Here is a 17,202-nt window from a genome sequence, read left to right as displayed (position 1 = left end):
AGCCGATTGGTCGCTTGGTTGCTAATCAGTCAGCCAGGTTTATTCGCTGCTCGGTCCGCTCAGGTCCATTGACGTGCTCAGCCGCTAGACTTTCGGTCTGCTCACGATCCATTTGGGTGCTCGAATCCGCTAGTCTTTCGGTCTGCTCACGATCCATTTGGGTGCTTGGCTGACCAATCGGGCCCTACTCCTCTACCTTTTTCCCGCCACTCGGCGGGTTTTTTGTTACGATTTTTCAACAATAGACGAAAATCATACGAAAATGATTCGATAGATATCGATAATAAACGAAAAATCATTTAAGATAAATGCGGATAAAGTAACGGAGTTCGAAAAAGGGGATAACGAACATGAACGGATTTACTGAGCCGGTGCATCACCTGGGTCTCTCACTTGCAGCCGTATGCGAACAAGCTGCGATCGCTTCCGCCGAATGGATCGGCTGCGGGAACAAGAATGAAGCGGACGGGGCAGCCACAGAAGCCATGCGGTCGCTGCTGAATCGGATGCCGATGCAAGGCACGGTCGTTATCGGAGAAGGCGAGCTTGATGAAGCGCCGATGCTCTACATCGGCGAGAAGCTCGGGACGGGACAAGGGCCGCGAGTCGATATCGCAGTCGACCCTTTGGAAGGCACCGCTCTGGTTGCGGACGGACTCGACAACTCCCTGTCGGTCATCGCCATCGCGCCCGAAGGCTGCCTGCTGCACGCCCCCGACACCTACATGGAAAAGCTTGCCGTCGGTCCGGCCGCTGCCGGGCAGATTGATATCACGGCTCCTCTCCTCTACAATCTGCAGCAGACGGCAAAAGCGCTCGGCAAGGACATGCGCGAAATGACCGTGTCCATTCAGAATCGCCCCCGTCACCGAGAAGCCATCGAGACGGTCCGCCGCGCGGGAGCGAAGGTGGCCTTATTTCAAGAGGGCGATGTCTCCTGCTCGATCGCGACGGCCTTGTCGGATACGGCGGCTGACCTTTTCTACAGCATCGGAGGAGCACCCGAAGGAGTCGTATCGGCTGTGGCTCTACACTGCCTGGGAGGCGAGCTGCAGGGTCGCCTGAAGCCAGAGAACGAGGAGCAGGCGCTGCGCTGCCGGCTCATGGGTGTTCTGCCGGACACCCCTCTCTTCATGCAGGATTTTCTCCGTTCCGATGATTGTCTGTTCGCAGCGACCGGGATCACCGACAGCATGCTGCTGTCCGGTGTACGGCGGAACTCCGGCGGCAATTGGGCGGTTCATACGATGCTGGGGATCGGACAAGGGCGTCAGGTTTATTTTATGAAGAGTGAGAAGGCAGGAATCCGGCTCCCCGTTGCCGAACTGTGCTAAGGAGCGTATTAAAAGCGCTGAGAAGGACGAATCGGATGAGCCTAACAGCTTAAATAATGAGCTTAAGGGGCTCATACCAGGCAGATACTTCTGCCCGTGCTTTCGAAACCTGACATCTCATGAACGATGGAGTTGATCGTCTTGTTTGCCGATGAGCGGCGCACTTTGCTGATTGATTATTTGACTGAGAACCAGCGGGCATCCGTCAAAGAGCTGTCCGTCCGGTTGAACGTGTCGGAAGCGACCCTGCGCACCGACCTGAACCTGCTCGAAGAGGAGGGCCTTGTCCGCCGAATCCATGGCGGAGCCGTCCTGGTCGAGCAAGCACGACCGGAATATGCTTATGCCGAACGCGAGAGGCGTCACCAGCCCGAGAAGGCCGCCATCGGCCGAAAAGCCGCCGAGCTCGTTCAAGACGGCCAATGCATTCTGGTCGATGCCAGCACGACCGCCCTGGAGTTAGCCAAGCATCTCCGCAAGCTCCCCTATCGGTTGACGGTCGTGACGAGCGGAATCTACACGGCGCTGGAGCTGAAGGAAAACCCCAACATGCACGTCATCTTGATCGGAGGCGTACTCCGCGTAGGTTCAGGCGCTGTGGAAGGTACGCTCGGCGAAGATATTTTGAATAAGATTAAAGTGGATTGCCTCTTTACCTCTCCGGCAGGCTTTCAGATCGACGGCGGCCTCATGGACTTCAATCTCTATGAGGTGGAGCTCAAGCGCAGAATGGTCCAAGCGTCATCCAAGGTCATCGCGCTGATGGACAGCTCGAAGATAAATGTCAATTCCATCGCCAGCTATGCCGACACGAGCCGGATTCACACGTTCATCACCGACGACGGAGCTCCTTCCGACGTATTGGATGATCTTCGAAGTCGGAACATCCGCGTGAATACGGTCAGCATCGAGAAAGCCGGACGAAGCGTATGAGGCTTGTGCTTGGCTGCGATCATAACGGCTTTGTCTTAAAGGAGCAGATAAAAGCCTACTTACGAGAGCAAGGGATAGATGTCCGGGATCTCGGCTGCCATTCGGATCAGCCTGCGGATTACCCGGACATCGCCTTTGCCGCCGCCGATCTCATTGCGCGAGAAGAGGAATCCCGAGCAATCCTGGTCTGCGGCACAGGCAACGGCATGGCGATCTCCGCCAACAAGGTGGCGGGGGTACGGGCTGCCCTATGCCACGACCCCATCTCAGCAGAACGGGCGCGCAAGAGCAACGACGCGCAGATTCTCACCATGGGCGCCTGGATCATCGACTGGCAGGAAGCCAAGCTCGTCATCGACATTTGGCTTGCCTCGGAATTTGGCGGAGGCGAATCCGCCAGGAAGGTCGGCAAGATTATTGAGCACGAACGCAACCGTCTCGGCTGAACCGCGGATGGCCCGGGCAAGCGAGTGAGCACCGCCTTCATCCGATAAGCCAATGTCGGAGAAAGTTCGTAGCGAATTCCTCACCCGGTATCCGTTCCCTTCCTTACTAGAATCGGACGAATCATAGCCGCAATCCCTAGCAACAGCCGTTTGCCAAGCTTCAGGCAAGCGGCTTTTCTCGTCTTGGCAGACCGGACTGCGCTCTCTTTTTCCAATAAAACTCACTAGGTCTCGGAAGCTTCCTTTTTTACAATAGAGAAGACTCTCTCTATTTTGGAAGGATTGATCAAGTGCCAGTATTTCATTTCTCGAAGACTCTCAAACGGAGCATGCTGTCCCTTCTTCTCTTGTCTCTCGCCGTCCCGCCTACCGCCTTCCCTGCTACAAAGGGGGAGGAGGCTTATGCTGCTTCACAAGAAGAGGCGACACATGCTGTAACAGCTGCCGCAGCATTCACAGCATCCGCATCGGCCTCCGCTGCCACGGCCATTGCAGCAACCTCCGTTGCCACCGTTGCCACTGCAGCTACAGCGACTTCTGTTGCCAAAGCTGTCGAAGTCAGCCTCCCGGCCATCCCCGAGGTGATGCCCTACTTGGCTGCCGCCGCGAGAGCCTCTCACACCCCCGTCTACTCTGACCGAGAGCGCACTCGCCTGCTTGCCAATCTCACAGCTGGTGAGGAATACCCTGTCCTCTCGCAAGATTCCAGCTCCATTAAGCTGCAGCTTTTGGACGGGAAAACCGGATACGTCGATAAAGCTCTAATGACCTTGAGACCGGTGAAACGGTATGTCCTGGGGTGGAATGCGTTTGCTGACCGCGAAACCTATCATCAACAAAATCGGGTGTCCGATCAACTGAACGTCGTCTCACCGCGCTGGTATTTCCTAGAAAAGGAGGACGGTCCTCTCTCCGTGAGCGATGATGCTGCTTATGTCGCCTCCAGTCATACCCTCGGCCAAGAGGTTTGGCCGCTGTTCGGGAATCGCTTCGATTCGGACATGACCGACCGTTTTCTCAAATCCGCCGATTCACGTAAAGCTGCCATAGCCGCCATCACTGCATCCTTAAAGCGAACAATGGCCGACGGCATCAACCTCGATTTCGAGAACATTCAACCGGATAACAAGGCTCTCTTCGTCACCTTCGTGCAAGAGCTTGCAGATGCCCTTCATCCTCTAGGCAAAAAAATATCGGTCGATGTCAGCCGCACGAACCCCGATCCCTATTGGTCCGGATCCTTCGACCGCAGGAAGCTTGGGGAGATTGCCGATTTTATCATCCTGATGGGCTACGACGAGCACTGGGAGGGATCGCCTACAGCCGGCTCCGTCAGCTCGCTCCCTTGGCTGAGAGAGGGCGTCCGCCTGCTCTTGAATGACGTTCCCGGCCAGAAAGTGATTCTCGGTTTACCTTTCTACACCCGCGACTGGGCCATCCCGTCTTCGGGAAGTGTCAGCAGCGAATACATGCCGATCACTCAAGCTGCTGAGCTAGTTAAACGCCTGGGTCTGCGCAAAGCTTGGGACTCCGCCACGGAGCAAAATCGAGTCAGCTACACGTCCTCCGGTGTGGCGCACCAGATTTGGCTCGAAGATCTCGACTCCATGAAGAGAAGAACCGCTTTGATCCAAGACTATGCTTTGCGCGGGGCGGCTGCCTGGTACATGGGGGAAGAAACGGCCGATATCTGGTCCGCCTTTCAACGGATCAGTCCGGCTAAGCCTTTGACTTCTACGGTCTCCTTCTCCGATCTTAAGGGGCACCCGGCCATGGACAGCGTACTCGCCTTAGCAAGAGATCGCGTGATCACAGGGACGGCTCCGAACCGGTTCGAGCCGGATCGCCCCGTTTCAAGAGCCGAATTCGCCGTGCTGCTGTCGCGCCTGTATATCGGAGGAACTCCCGCCGGTACGAATGCGGCATCTGGCTTCAGCGATGTCCGTTCCGGCAGCTGGTACGCCTCCAGCGCCCGCTTTCTCACCGACCTCGGCGTGACAACCGGGTATCCGGGCAGAAGGTTCCTCCCGGATGCTCCGATCAGCCGGGAGGAGATGGCGGTCATGATTAGCCGTTTGATGACGCTGACGGCTTCGTTTGCTCCACCTAGTACCGCCAAGCAGGAGGAGCTGCTGCGTCCGTTCCTCGATCAAGGCTCCCTTACTTGGTCGAGGCGCTCTGTCGCCATCGCATTGGATCAAGGGATCGTCAAGGGACAAACCTCCTCCCACTTTGGCGCGGAACGGTCCGCAACCCGCGCAGAGGCCGCCGTTATGCTGGCGAGGCTGCAAAGCTGGCTTGAGATCCACACCGACAGCGACTATTAAGACGCTTTCCGGCATTCACTACGAAGGCCAAACCCATTCATCTTCTCGCAGCCAAGCTTCGGCAGTAACCAAAACGCAAAGCGTCAAGGACGTGGAAACCGTTCCTTGACGCTTTGCTTTATTCGGGAGAATTCATCGCCCGCCTGTCTATCCCTGCGGAGAAAATACAATCCGTTGCCCCGGATCGGATGGTGCCTTCCACACTTCCTCCACTTGCGAGAGTGGAAATGCCACCGCGTTTACCTTCAGCTTGCCAGCCGTAATCGCGTCGATGAGCGATGGGAATTCGGCGACATACCCGGCGGTCGAGACCGACCCCTGGCCGCTGCCGAGCAAGCGGAAATTGGCGGAGCGAAGTGCGATTGAAGGCACAGCCGCGGAGGGTCCAGCCACGGAGCCGATCTGAATCCAAGTCAACGCCCGGCCCCGGTCCGATCTCCGAGTGAGCAAGGGAAGCATGGCTAACTCCGCAGGCTTCCCCCACAGGTAGTCGATTACGACGTCAACCTCTGCAGCTGCCTCGCCCAACCGGTCTGCCGCCTCCTTCGGATCGCCTTCCAGGGAGACGGTCTCATCAGCGCCTAACTCCATAAGCGCATGGAGGCGCTCCGGATCGCGTCCCGCGCCGATGACTTGGCTCGCGCCCAAGAGCTTGGCGATCTGGATAGCCATCTGCCCCGAGTTACCGGTCGCGCCTAACACCAGCACCCGCTGCCCTGGCTGAAAATCCGCACGGCGCCGCAGCGCCACCCACGACGACATTGCCGGGTTCATGGCGGCAGCGATCCGAACCGGATCAGCCCCTTCAGGTAAAGATACGCTGCGGCGCAGGTCAATCACAGCCTTTTCCGCCAGTGTCCCATACGGGGTACTCGGTGCGACGAAATAGACCTGTCGACCGTCTGGCAGTCGACCCACCCCGTCGATGCCTGGGATGATCGGCAGTTCCTTGCCACTGGTGTAGTGAGAACCGTCCGCCTGGGACCGGACACGGGGGTGCAGGCCCGCAGCTAGAACCTCGGCAAGGACTTCTGACGGCCCGGCCAATTGAGGCAGGTCAAACCATTCATACCGGGGAGCAGAATCGAACGAACGTACAACTGCTGCACGCATAAGAAAACCTCCATTTGCGACTTTGCTTTATATTAGTTTGTGATACAAACAATATAGTTTGTGTCACATACAAAGTCAATGGAAATTATGGTACAATGGAAAAACCAATAAACCCCATGCTTGGAGGCCAGACCTTGAACCACGAATCACCTTCCCGTCAAAACGAGCTATCTCTCGTGGACAGCGCTGTTCAGTTTTCTTTCCTGATTCACTCCATCCTCGGCCGGGTCGGCGCCTCCCACGATTTGTCGATCATCCAGATTCGGCTGCTCGGCATCCTGCAGGACCGAGAACCCGGCATGCTCCAGCTCGCCCGCTACCTGGGACTCGACAAGTCGAGCATTACCGGACTCGTCAGCCGCGCTGAAGGCCGTGGCCTTGTCGAACGCACGGTCTCCCAGCATGACCGACGCGGGTTTACGGTCCGCCTGACGCCGGACGGGCGGGACCTGGTTCTAGCGGCGAGCGGCGAGATCGAGCGACAAATCCTGGCCACCCTCGAAGGCTTAACAGAGGCCGAACGCGCCCAGCTTATCGGGATCGCGGGAAAGGTGTTAGCCTCTTCTCTCGCTGAGGCCTGATCACTTGACCACCGGTCTCTGCCCATGCGGCGGCCACCACCGGAACTATCGCTTCTCTCGATCATACGGGAATGACATTCCTCAACCTACACACGATTTCCGGTGCATTATATAATTGGGGACCGAAATGGACAATCGTTCGTTTGAGAAAACTCTTATACGACGAATAGGTCGCTGAGAACACCCTCGTGAAACTCCCTATCCGCACGTATTATTTTCGTCTCCAATTGAAATGAGAACAGCGAAAAGCTCTTCGATACGCGCCGTTAGGCGCGAGTTCGAAGAGCTTTTCTGTCGATTCGGGGCCGCTTGCTATCCTACATCGTTACTCTCAATAATAGATATTCCGAAGCGGAGAAGACTGCATCGCTGGGCGGGCTTGTAAGAACTTGTAGAAGGTGACCGCTGCTGTCGCGCGGGTAACTTCTCCTGCCGGAAGGAAGTTTCCATCGGCTGTCTTCTCCATAATGCCAAGGGAGAGAACGATCGCGGCTTGCCCTTTCAGCTTAATCTGATCGCTATCCTTGACGTTCAAGTTGAACAAGTCGCTCTTGGCCGCCAACTTATCGAAGCCGAGTGCGCGAACCAACAGCTGGGCCATCTCTTCACGGGTCATCTTCCCATCCGGGTTCAAGCTCTCCGAAGAGCGGTCAAGAATACCGGCGTCAACAGCCGCTTCTACATAAGCGAAGTAGGCAGAGGTGTTCAGAACATCCTTGTAGGTGTTTGCGCGGCTCGATGAATACTGAGGATAATAATTGCCCCCGTTAAGCGCGATCACCAGGATCTTGATAAATTCTCCGCGAGTGACGATCTGCTCCGGATTCACCTTGCCGTCCTTAACGTCCAGAGCCTTGTAATCGATCAGAAGCTGCAGCTCTTTTTGAGCGGGATGCCCACTGATATCCGTCGCGGTCGATTTACCGAGTTGGGTTTCTTCGCCGGTCTCCCGTTTGATCCATTTCCCCGACTCAGCATCCAAATAGACGTTGTCATAATTCGTCATAAGCGGCATATAGACGAGCTTCGCCGGCTGACGATCCTTCCAGGCGATCGAGGAATCGGTGGTCGCCACATCCATGTACTGCAAGTCCAGATGATAGGGGGTCAGCAGCAGATCAAGCGCTTTGCCCGCATCAATCGTCGTCGGCTTAGCAGACGGATATTCGAGTGGGTTGATATTGGCATACAGGTTTAAGATCTTTCCGCTGGTTCGGTCGATGCCCACGGATACATTGTCCATCTCTGTCGGAATTCCATTGATCAGCCGGTACAGATTGTAGTAAGTAATCCGGTTTGTGCCCTCGTTCGCCTTAGCCAAATAGGTGGCATTCATGCTCTTTTCAAGAGCGAGCTGATGAGAGTACTGCGGCAGCGCCTTTTTCACGAAATCCTCAACGGCTTTCGTCAGCTTGGCATCATCCAACGCTTTGGCGGCTTCCTCCTTGGAGAGAGGCAGGTAGATCCCGTAGGAGTCCTCGTTATAGTTGGTGATCGTTCCGTTATCCGCATTAACGGAGGCGTTGTAACGGGTGATGTCCTTGTCTTTGCCATTCGTCCAACTCATCTGCCAAACCTTGCGCACTCCGTCTCCCATGTACATGTCCTGGTATTCACTGTAATTGGCGGACTCCAATACAGCGGTAGCCGGAAGTGGTAGCAGCTTTTTGGCGGCGGCGATGGCTTCCGCTTCGGTGAGATTTTGACCTTTGGCCGGCATCGCTGCGAGCGGCTTCTCCGTAAGCGGTTTCCACTCACTGGGATTCCAGGCCCAATCCGTGACGAGCGAACCGGTCACCGCATCCAATGGATACGTATAAAGGGTGTAAGAAAGAGCGATCTTCGCCTTGTGATCCTTGGTAGTCGTTTGAATGTACTGCAAATAGGGCTTGCTCACTTTTTTATAGGTTGCGAGTGCATTCTCGGGAGTTATGCTTGTTTTCAACGGCTCAAACTTGGAACTGGTATGCCATCCATAGTAATATCCGATGAGCGCTCCGTTGCTGTCGATTTGAAAGGAAATGCTGTCGGTAGGATAACGAACTCCGTTTACCGCCCGGTCAAAGCGGAAGTTGTAGCTGAAGTCCCCTTGCAGCGGCTGGATGAAGTTCTCATCCTGGGTGCTGTCATACAGAGTTGAAGCGGCTTCCTCCGGATTCATCTTATTCAAGAGAGAATAGGCAAGTTCTTTTGCGGCAGAATAATCGACTTTTGGAGGATAAACGACCTGCTTGTCGGGATCATTGTTGAAACGGTTGAAGGTGATTAGCTTGCCGGTCTCCGCGTCGATTACGACATTGATGTTCCCGTAAGTACGATTGTTCAAGGTTTTCTCGAAATTGAACTGCCAGCTGCCATTCTCCGTGGACCACGCATCCGAATTGAAGTTTGTGTTTGTCAGTTTGTAGTCAGTGGGGATGGTTACCATCGCTTTGGCCTTCTTGAGCGCCTCTTCTTTGCTGATCTTCGCCTTCGCCGGGGTGGTGTCCTTTTGCCCCGAACCCTCTACTACGGTGTTGCTCGCTCCCGTTGGTTGAGCTGGACTGGCATCCGCCCAAACGGGAAGCGCTCCCGTAAATAGAAGGACAGCGGACATGCCGATTGCCCCTACCGTTCTTCTTGCCTTCATCCGATCGACTCCCTTGTCACGAATAAGATGGTGGGTCCTTCCAAACTTATGCACCTATACAACGATTGAAGGAAAAAAAAGGTTGCGGGGAATTAAAAAAATCTTTACAAGCAGGTTTGTGTAACCATTGCCATAGACAGAAACGAACCTCATTTTTTAGAATGGGGATGCATGGTAGCCCTGAACGATACGAGGTCGGATACGGACGAGGATAAACATATGCACAGACCGATCGAATGGCTGAATCTCCCCCAAAAAAAGAAGACAGCAGCTATTCTCTACGGAATAGTGCTGTCATTTGAGTTTCTCTGAAGCAGGCGATTCGATGAACGAGCGTTACTCCAGTATGTATACTTTGATAGACTGGATTCCAAATGCAAGCGCCGTTTCTTTGCCGCCGGGGATGAAGATGTCGATCTTCGCACCCTTGATGGCACTTCCCTGGTCCCGGGCATAGGCGATCATGCCTTTTCCCGGTAAGCCCGAACTGGAATAGCCAGTTACGTACACCTTGCTGCCCATCGGGATGACGTTCGGGTCGACGGCGATGGTGCCGAGCTTCAGCTCGTTGCCGTAATAATCGACCGCTCCCCACCCGTTCTCATCCGGTGCGGATGAATAGCCCGTTGCCGTCACGCTCAGTGCCCGCTTGAAGGAAAGCATCTCACCCCAAGCGGTCGCCACCTGTCCTTTGCCTTGAGTCCCGGACCCGGAGGCTTTCTGGCTTGAGGTTTGGCTGGAAGCCGATTGCGTCTTCTGCGAAGCAGCCGTCGCTTTCGCTTTCGCAGGCTTCGGAGACGACTTCGCGACCGCTTTGGATGCGGCTGTTGGAGCAGGTGTCCGAGCCGCCAATTTCTTCGTTTGAACCTTGGCGGTAGGGGCTGCCGTCGCCTTCGGTTTTGCCGTCGGCTTGGTGGTCGGCTTTACCTCCGGTGTCGACGTTGGTGTAGCTGCCAGTGCGGACGCTTCAGGCGAAGGAGTTTGCTGCGCAATCTGCATGGACAAGCTCGATGCCTCGAGAAGAGCATCCGGTGTTGCCCAGGCAAGAGGCTCAACCGATGATGAGACCGTTATTGGCTCCGTCCCGGAAGCAAGCGAAGCGCCCGTCGAATGGACGCCTTCCGTTGCGGCGATTGTGAGTCCGCACAGAAGTAGAAAGATGATACCCGGTAAGCAATTTCTCACGTAAACCTCCCGATAGCTCGGCCTACGGGGTTAGTTGTCGGGTTGAGGAAGGGGAGCCCTCCTCTTGCATCGCTGCGATTCACCCCAAAGCAAGCCATACCGGCTTGCAGAAAATCGTCCCCCGCGTTTCCATTATGGAAACCTCGGCCTTTCTTGTTGCTCAACTGGAGCGCGTTTTCAAACCGGCTTCACCTGATCGGAGCTTCTTTGGCTCCTATTCATGCGGCTGGGATCATCCGCTTCGATTCTCTCAGGGGTTTGAAAAACACGCTCAAACTGGTATTCTCTTTGCTAGAGTCTACCACAGCAAATGAAGCAAACCTACCGGGTATTGTTGGAAGTACTCTATTGTGGATTGCTATTATTCCATAATGTACTATACTGAAAAAAACCATCCAGCAGGAGTGTGTACGATGAATCATGAGCAATGGCTCGGACAAATTCGATTGGTGCGCACCATAACCATGAAAGCGATGGACGGATTGACGGAGGAAATGGCGGACATCCAGCCCCCTGGATTTTCCAATACCATTCGTTGGCAGTTCGGACATATCCTCACCGTCCAAGAAACCATCTTCACCCATTTTGCTGGAGAAGCTTCTCAATTGGACGAATCGATCTTTCAGCTGTTCTCGAACGGGACAACCCCAAGCAATTGGACCTCTCCTCCTCCAACCTTGCCTGAGCTGCGTGATCTTCTGGAGGGACAAAGCCAACATCTGTGCACGCATTACGCCAACCGAATGGACGAGCTCGCGCTCAAGCCGTTCAAACGGCTCGGCTACCAAATGAATACCATCGGAGAGATGCTCCTGTTCAGTCTCCATCATGAAGGGATCCATCACGGCTGCATCATGAGTCTTCGCAAAGCAGTTGAACACAACATGAAGCAGGCTTGATGACTAACAATGAAAAAACAGACCGGCGCCCGGTCTGTTTTTTGCTTCTTACACTTATAGGGTTAAATCATGAGTTTAAACATCTGTTAAACAAGGGAACCATCGGAGGAGCCGGGCTTGTTCGCTGCCCCGCTAACCGGTTTACGAAATACCCAAAGCTTGCTACCGACGAAATTTAAGAGGGTCGTCACCACTGTGACCAGCAGCTTGGCTGCTATCGCGTGCAGGCCGAGCTGCTCCTTCAAGAAGCCCAGCAGTACAAGCGAGACTCCGAGGGAGATGAGATTCACGATCAGAAAACGGATGGCTTGCGGATAATCGATCCGGCGGACCGAGCCCGCTTCTCCCGACCCAGGAGTGCTACCGGTTTGAACGGATTGATCGCTGTCTTTGGCTTTGGCTGCAAAGGTCCACTTCTTGTTCAGAATATAGCTGTTCAAGGTTCCCGCCGCATAAGAGAAGCATTGGGCTACCCGATAAGGAACTCCGAAGTAATAGAGGATTGTGTATACGGCGAAATCAACGAACGTGTTCGCTACACCCACAATGCCGAATTTCAGCAAGTCTTCGAACTTCTTCACGAGACGTTGGAGGCGATTCACTCGGAAGACCCCGTTTCGCCGGGACCTGGTTTCGTCCCCCTCATCTCGCTTGATTCCGATCGATATCCGTTCTGATCCGGCCATTCTTCGTCGAGCGCAGCTGCTTCCAACCCCGTCCCCGCTCCATAGTTCAAGAGACGCTCCTGAGGCAGCTTGCCCACGAGCGATTCCATCCGCGCGCGGCGTTCCGCTTCGGGATCCAACCGGGGGATGACCGGCTGAGCGCTCGAAGCTCCGACGGCGCCCCCTTCCTCGCCGGAACGAGACTGCTCAGCCTGGTCGAGCTCCTCCCGCTCTTCGGTCTCACGGCGAGGTTGAACTCCACTCCCTACCCGGATGTCGGTGCGAGCCTCGCTCCGATGGTCCGCCGGGTATCCGCTCGCCTCGCGTACGATGTAGAGCGGGCGATCCTTCGTCTCGTCGTAGATCCGGCCGATATACTCGCCGATAATCCCCATCAGCATGAGCATGATGCCGTTGAAGAAGAGCAGGATCGCAACGGTCGATGCCCACCCCTCCTGGGTGCTGTTCGTGAACAGCTTTTGGGCGATGACGATGATCAGATAGAGGAAGCTGCCGACCGAAACCGTCATACCGAGATAAGTCGCGAGCCTGAGCGGCTTGTAAGAGAACGACGTGATGCCGTCCGCCGCGAAGCGAAGCATCTTCTTAAGCGGGTATTTGGTTTCCCCGGCAAAGCGTTCCTCCCGGACGTATTCAACGGCGGTCTGCTTGAAGCCGGCCCAGCTGACCAAACCGCGCACGTAGCGGTTTTTCTCCTTCAGGCTGCGCAGCACATCGCACACCTTGCGATCGATGAGCCGGAAGTCGCCGGTATCGACCGGAATATCCACCGTCGTCATGCTCTTCAGCAGCCGATAAAACATCTTCGCTGTCGTTTTCTTGAATAACGTCTCGCCTTTGCGCTTCAAGCGCCGTCCGTATACGACATCATAGCCTTCCTTCCACTTCTCGATCATCTGGAGGATGACCGACGGCGGATCCTGAAGATCGGCATCGATTACGACCACGGCATCGCCCAAGGCATAGTCCATTCCGGCGCTGATGGCAACTTGATGTCCGAAGTTGCGAGAAAAATCGATCAGTCGAACCGTCCGATCGAAGCTCGCAATCTCACGGATAATCTCCGCCGTCCGATCGCGGCTTCCGTCATTGACGAAAACCAGCTCGAACGGTTCCGGCTGCTGCAGCATCACTTCCCGGAGCCTGCGATACGTCTCTGCGATGACTTCCTCTTCGTTGTACATGGGAATGACAATGGATATTCGAATACGTTCAGGCATGGGAATCCCCTTTCTTATAGACAAAACCGTCAACCGGTGTAGAAATACCAGGTTCCGAACCAGCGCAGGAAGTGATCGACGTACCATTTGGATACGGTCATCCCCGACAAGACGGGATAGAACATAATGAACAGCACAATGGCAACACCTGCGTAAGCCCATACGGCTCGCCGAAACTTCGGCCACTTCTCAACCGCCCTTTTGCATATATAGACGATGGAGAAGATCAGGAACGGCACCATGGCGAAGTAGTGATAGATAAAGGTCAGCCGCGTGACGAGCACCCAAGGCAGGAATTGCGAGAAAAAAGCCACCGCTACCACGAACATTCCGCGATGTTTGTTCTTCTTCAGCAGGAACAGCATGGCGATGAAGGCGGCGAGACCGAGCCACCAAACCGCCGGGTTGCCGAAGGACCAGATGCTCGATACTTGGTCGGCGGCAACGGCGGGCTTCCCGCTGTAATACCAGATCGGCCGGACCATGAGCGGCCATTCGTACCAAGGAGAGCCGAAGCCGTGAGTCGCTTTCAGCTTGCTGTGATAGTTATACATGTTTTCCTGGTACTGTACAAGCTGATGGAACGACTTTTCTTCTCCTGGCACATTCATGATGGGCAGGAACGATAAGGAATAGATCACCACCGGAATGATGACGAAGAACAAGGTGCACCAGGCGACGGTCTTCGCCGCATAACGCCCGAAGAGCCGACGGATTGACAAGAGCTCGGCCCGGACCTCCGGCTGTTCGGCGGTCTCCGGCAGCTTCAGCAGCTTGCCTGCCGTCCTCCACTCTCGGTATCGCTCGAACAGCGACAGGAAGAAGATCAGCGCAAGGCCTGCTCCGCCGTAGATAACGATCCACTTGCTCGCCGCACCGATCCCGAAGAACAGACCGGAGAGGAAGAGCGGGAGGAGCGTCTTGCGGAGCGGAACCTTATAGAAGCTCATGCTGTAATACCGATACATGAAATAATACATCAGCATGATAAAGAATACACCGTAGGAGTCGATCGTCGCAATGCGCGTCTGAGCAAAGTGCATGAAATCGACCGCCATGAGGAGCGCCGCAAGGGACGCATATTCCGTACGTCCGAAGAGCTGCTTGGCAAACACGTACATGAGCGGAATCATCAGGATGCCGACCAAGGTTCCCGCGATTCTCCAGCCGAACGGATTCATGCCGAACAGCCAAATGCCGACCGCCATGATCAATTTGCCGAGCGGCGGATGGGTATTTTCATAAGGCTTCATCATATGGAGATGCTCATAAGCGGTCCGCGCATGATAAATTTCGTCGAAATACGTTTGATTCATAAATGTCGGCTGATAGACCGCATCCTTCTGTTCGTCGAAGAGGAAGGAAGCATTGCCCCGGGTGGCAGGATGCTCGGCATCCTCTTGAACGGAGGCGATCTTAAGCGGGGTGTGATTGTCCTTTTGATAGAAGGCCATCTCGTTCAGCGCAAAGCCCGATTCTTCCACTGACACCTTCACATAACGAGCCTTTACGTTCAGCTCTTGAACGTTCCACCAGAAGATCTTGGTGTAGGTGTTCTCGACTGTAACTGCATTGCCGAAGCTGCCCGGCTCCTGTGCAAATTCAAGGCGGAATTTGCCCGTTCCGATCTCACCGAAGGTATTAACCCGGTCGATCTGCTGGACTTCGCCAAGGTCCACAACTGCGGAGCCGGCATACGATGGCTGCCAGGTCGTCACCGGCGAATGGAAGGACCCGAGATTGATGAACGCTACGATCGCATAGGCCAAGGTAATGACGCCCATCCAGAGCCAGTCGCGACGTGCAAACCGCATCATGTTTGCCCCGCTGTCCGGCGAATGCAGCAAGGCAGTTCCGGTCAGTTCGGCGGGAAGCTTGTCGTATTCCGGGTACGGCTCCACTGGAACCTTGCGCCCGGTTATATAGAGGTCGTAACCGATCTTGATCATCCAGAGAAGAAGAAGGACGGATGTGAAGGAGATGGCAAGGAGGATGCCATCATGCTTCGCCATATGCGGCTGGCCGATCGCCGCGCTCTTCAGGACGTAATGCACATTGAAGTACTGCGTCACGCTGAGGCCCGCGAACAGATGCAGGAGCCGCCGATCCCGGGAAAAGAGGAAAGCGAACAGCACGAGCGCGAGCGCCGGAAAGAGGTACCGTTCGTGCATCTTGGCCGAGAGCATGAAGACCATGAAGATGAGGAAGAACGCGGTATAGAACAGCTTGTCCGCTCCCTCCGTCTTTTTCCGGAAGAAGAAGTAGGCCGACATCAGCACGGTCAACACGATCGCCCCGTTCCCGACCATCTGGTAGGTCAAGGGAGAGCCGGTATCGGCCGAAACCATGTTCGCTCCGAACAAGGCATAAACGTTGAAGGCATTCAACGTGGCGTAAGCATATTGGCCGAGCGTCGATTTGTAGAGATCGACAATCCACAGCGGACTGCTCTGATTCAAGGAATACGGGGCGACAAGCACGAGGAACACGCCAATCCCGATGGCGATGCAGGCGCCTAGCCGCGTCCATTTCCGCTTGCGAATGGCCTGGTACAGAAAAACAGGCGTGAAGATCAATGCCTGCGGTTTGATCAGAATGGAGATGGCGAAGAAAACCGCAGAGCCCTCCCATTTGTCAGTTGCGAGCAGCAGCAGGGCGATGAGCAGAGCGAGCGTAAAGAAGGAATCGATCTGACCCCAGCCTGCCGAATTGACGAGAACCGCCGGATTAAACAGGAAGAGCAGGGCAAGACCGAAGCCTGCAGATGAACTAAGCCGCTTCGCCCCTTCGCGGTACAGCAAATACCCGATAGCTACATCGGCGATGAGAGCCGGAAGCTTGATTAAGAGCAGAGCCGATTTGGATGCCCAATCGATGTGGAAGGCTTGCTGTAAAGTACCAAGCACCCACAGCACATAGATATAGCCTGGCGGATAATCGGCAAACTGCCCGTCGTAAAAATGAGCGAGTCCTCCGCTGGCCGCTTTGTTGGCCCAGGCTTTGAACGTATTGACGTCGACCTCGTATCCCGGCGATTTCACAGCCAGATAAAACCGGAGGACGAGTGCCGTCACCGCTGCCGCGGCGAACAAGAGGCCGAAATGGCGCTTTTCCCGGCTGCCGCCGATGGGTTGTGGTCGAACCCAGCGCTGATAGACAAAGAAATAGAGCAAGGCGAACAACGCCGATACTCCGGCGATCCCCATAGCGGAGACGGCATCAGGAATATCCGAGCCTTTGGGTGCCAGATCGATGACGGACGCTCCAGCCGGAGCGGCGCTCAGCTTGGTCAAGCTGGCGTCGTCAAAATAAGCCTTCCCTTTGGTCAGGCTGCCGTAACCGCCCAGGCGAACCGCCACTTGCAGCTCTTTCTGGCTCTTGCCTGTCTTTCCGTACAGCTCGATCAGCTGCCAGGTGCCGTTCGTCGATTTCAGGTCCACCGAGGTATCGCCGATCCCGAGCACGGAGATATTCGCGCCTTTCGTCTCGGCGTCCGCTTGATCTACGCGCACATAGGCGGACAGCTTGTACACGGAATTGGCGTCCACCGCTACCTTTTGCACGTATTTGGCATCATTGGGTTGAATATTCTCGATGAGTGCCGCATGAGTTCCGGTATGTACGACATCTTGTTGAATGGTCAGACGGGAATAGTCCTCTCCCGCAGACCAGACATCGAGGGTCCAGGCGCTCGGCTGTCCGGCCCCTACACTCTCGAATCCGCCGTTTTGCAGCAAATTATTCTCGGCGTGAGCCGCACTTCCTGGAAAAGCTGCCGCCAAAAGGACAGCGGCCATCAGCATTCCGAGTGCTTTCTTGAACAAGAAAACTTCCCCTTCCGTTCGATCG

11 protein-coding genes, 1 pseudogene and 1 riboswitch are annotated in these 17,202 nt (G+C 55.3%); of the genes and pseudogenes, 6 read left to right on the top strand and 6 right to left on the bottom strand.

Annotated elements, in window-relative coordinates; translation table 11 throughout:
* Positions 1–350: 350 nt before the first annotated feature.
* The 4 genes from glpX to BN2684_RS16860 all read left to right on the top strand — a co-directional run bounded on the left by glpX (position 351) and on the right by BN2684_RS16860 (position 5,040).
* Positions 351–1,334 (top strand): class II fructose-bisphosphatase, encoded by a 984-nt coding sequence (gene glpX / locus BN2684_RS16875; protein WP_058303303.1) that lies wholly within the window; start codon positions 351–353, stop codon positions 1,332–1,334.
* A gap of 141 nt (positions 1,335–1,475) precedes the next feature.
* On the top strand, positions 1,476–2,267 hold the full coding sequence (locus BN2684_RS16870; protein WP_058303302.1) for a DeoR/GlpR family DNA-binding transcription regulator: 792 nt from the start codon (positions 1,476–1,478) through the stop codon (positions 2,265–2,267).
* Entirely contained in the window at positions 2,264–2,713 is a 450-nt protein-coding gene (locus BN2684_RS16865) for an RpiB/LacA/LacB family sugar-phosphate isomerase (protein WP_058303301.1), read from the top strand. The genes BN2684_RS16870 and BN2684_RS16865 overlap by 4 nt, the downstream gene beginning before the upstream one ends.
* Positions 2,714–3,003: 290 nt before the next feature.
* Complete coding sequence (locus tag BN2684_RS16860; RefSeq protein ID WP_058303300.1) at positions 3,004–5,040, top strand: S-layer homology domain-containing protein; 2,037 nt, start codon at positions 3,004–3,006, stop codon at positions 5,038–5,040.
* Positions 5,041–5,187: 147 nt separating this feature from the next.
* On the opposite strand, the gene BN2684_RS16855 is transcribed toward BN2684_RS16860, so the two are convergent.
* Positions 5,188–6,153, bottom strand: coding sequence for a quinone oxidoreductase family protein (locus BN2684_RS16855; protein ID WP_058303299.1), 966 nt, complete (start codon positions 6,151–6,153; stop codon positions 5,188–5,190).
* A gap of 134 nt (positions 6,154–6,287) precedes the next feature.
* Here BN2684_RS16855 and BN2684_RS16850 point away from each other — a divergent pair, with 134 nt between their 5' ends.
* On the top strand, positions 6,288–6,734 hold the full coding sequence (locus BN2684_RS16850) for a MarR family winged helix-turn-helix transcriptional regulator (protein ID WP_234340264.1): 447 nt from the start codon (positions 6,288–6,290) through the stop codon (positions 6,732–6,734).
* Positions 6,735–7,065: 331 nt separating this feature from the next.
* On the opposite strand, the gene BN2684_RS16845 is transcribed toward BN2684_RS16850, so the two are convergent.
* Together BN2684_RS16845 and BN2684_RS16840 are read right to left on the bottom strand one after the other, a co-directional pair.
* Entirely contained in the window at positions 7,066–9,363 is a 2,298-nt protein-coding gene (locus BN2684_RS16845) for an S-layer homology domain-containing protein (RefSeq protein WP_058303297.1), read from the bottom strand.
* A 336-nt stretch (positions 9,364–9,699) separates the two neighbouring features.
* Complete coding sequence (locus BN2684_RS16840; protein ID WP_058303296.1) at positions 9,700–10,548, bottom strand: 3D domain-containing protein; 849 nt, start codon at positions 10,546–10,548, stop codon at positions 9,700–9,702.
* A 4-nt stretch (positions 10,549–10,552) separates the two neighbouring features.
* Positions 10,553–10,707: riboswitch (cyclic di-AMP (ydaO/yuaA leader) on the bottom strand.
* A 254-nt stretch (positions 10,708–10,961) separates the two neighbouring features.
* Here BN2684_RS16840 and BN2684_RS16835 point away from each other — a divergent pair.
* Entirely contained in the window at positions 10,962–11,447 is a 486-nt protein-coding gene (locus tag BN2684_RS16835; RefSeq protein ID WP_058303295.1) for a DinB family protein, read from the top strand.
* An 86-nt stretch (positions 11,448–11,533) separates the two neighbouring features.
* Here BN2684_RS16835 and BN2684_RS16830 read toward each other — a convergent pair whose 3' ends face one another.
* The 3 genes and pseudogenes from BN2684_RS16830 to BN2684_RS16820 form a co-directional block, all read right to left on the bottom strand.
* On the bottom strand, positions 11,534–12,049 hold the full coding sequence (locus tag BN2684_RS16830) for a GtrA family protein (RefSeq protein ID WP_058303294.1): 516 nt from the start codon (positions 12,047–12,049) through the stop codon (positions 11,534–11,536).
* A 350-nt stretch (positions 12,050–12,399) separates the two neighbouring features.
* Positions 12,400–13,353: pseudogene (locus BN2684_RS16825) on the bottom strand (glycosyltransferase family 2 protein); the annotation flags it as partial.
* Positions 13,354–13,382: 29 nt separating this feature from the next.
* A complete protein-coding gene (locus tag BN2684_RS16820; RefSeq protein WP_058303293.1) occupies positions 13,383–17,177 on the bottom strand; it encodes a glycosyltransferase family 39 protein in 3,795 nt (1,264 codons plus the stop codon).
* Positions 17,178–17,202: the final 25 nt, after the last annotated feature.

Origin of the sequence: Gorillibacterium timonense, assembly GCF_001457415.1 — a bacterium.
In the GTDB taxonomy this organism is placed as follows: Bacteria; Bacillota; Bacilli; order Paenibacillales; family NBRC-103111; genus Gorillibacterium; species Gorillibacterium timonense.
The sequence above is the reverse complement of the archived record's forward strand: the minus strand, read 5'-3'. Positions and strand labels throughout refer to the sequence as shown.

Excerpts from the sequence above, each read along its gene's own strand:
- glpX (WP_058303303.1), top strand. The coding sequence starts at position 351 with ATGAACGGATTTACTGAGCCGGTGCATCACCTGGGTCTCTCACTTGCA.
- BN2684_RS16865 (WP_058303301.1), top strand. The coding sequence starts at position 2,264 with ATGAGGCTTGTGCTTGGCTGCGATCATAACGGCTTTGTCTTAAAGGAG.
- BN2684_RS16855 (WP_058303299.1), bottom strand. The coding sequence starts at position 6,153 with ATGCGTGCAGCAGTTGTACGTTCGTTCGATTCTGCTCCCCGGTATGAA.
- BN2684_RS16845 (WP_058303297.1), bottom strand. The coding sequence starts at position 9,363 with ATGAAGGCAAGAAGAACGGTAGGGGCAATCGGCATGTCCGCTGTCCTT.
- BN2684_RS16835 (WP_058303295.1), top strand. The coding sequence starts at position 10,962 with ATGAATCATGAGCAATGGCTCGGACAAATTCGATTGGTGCGCACCATA.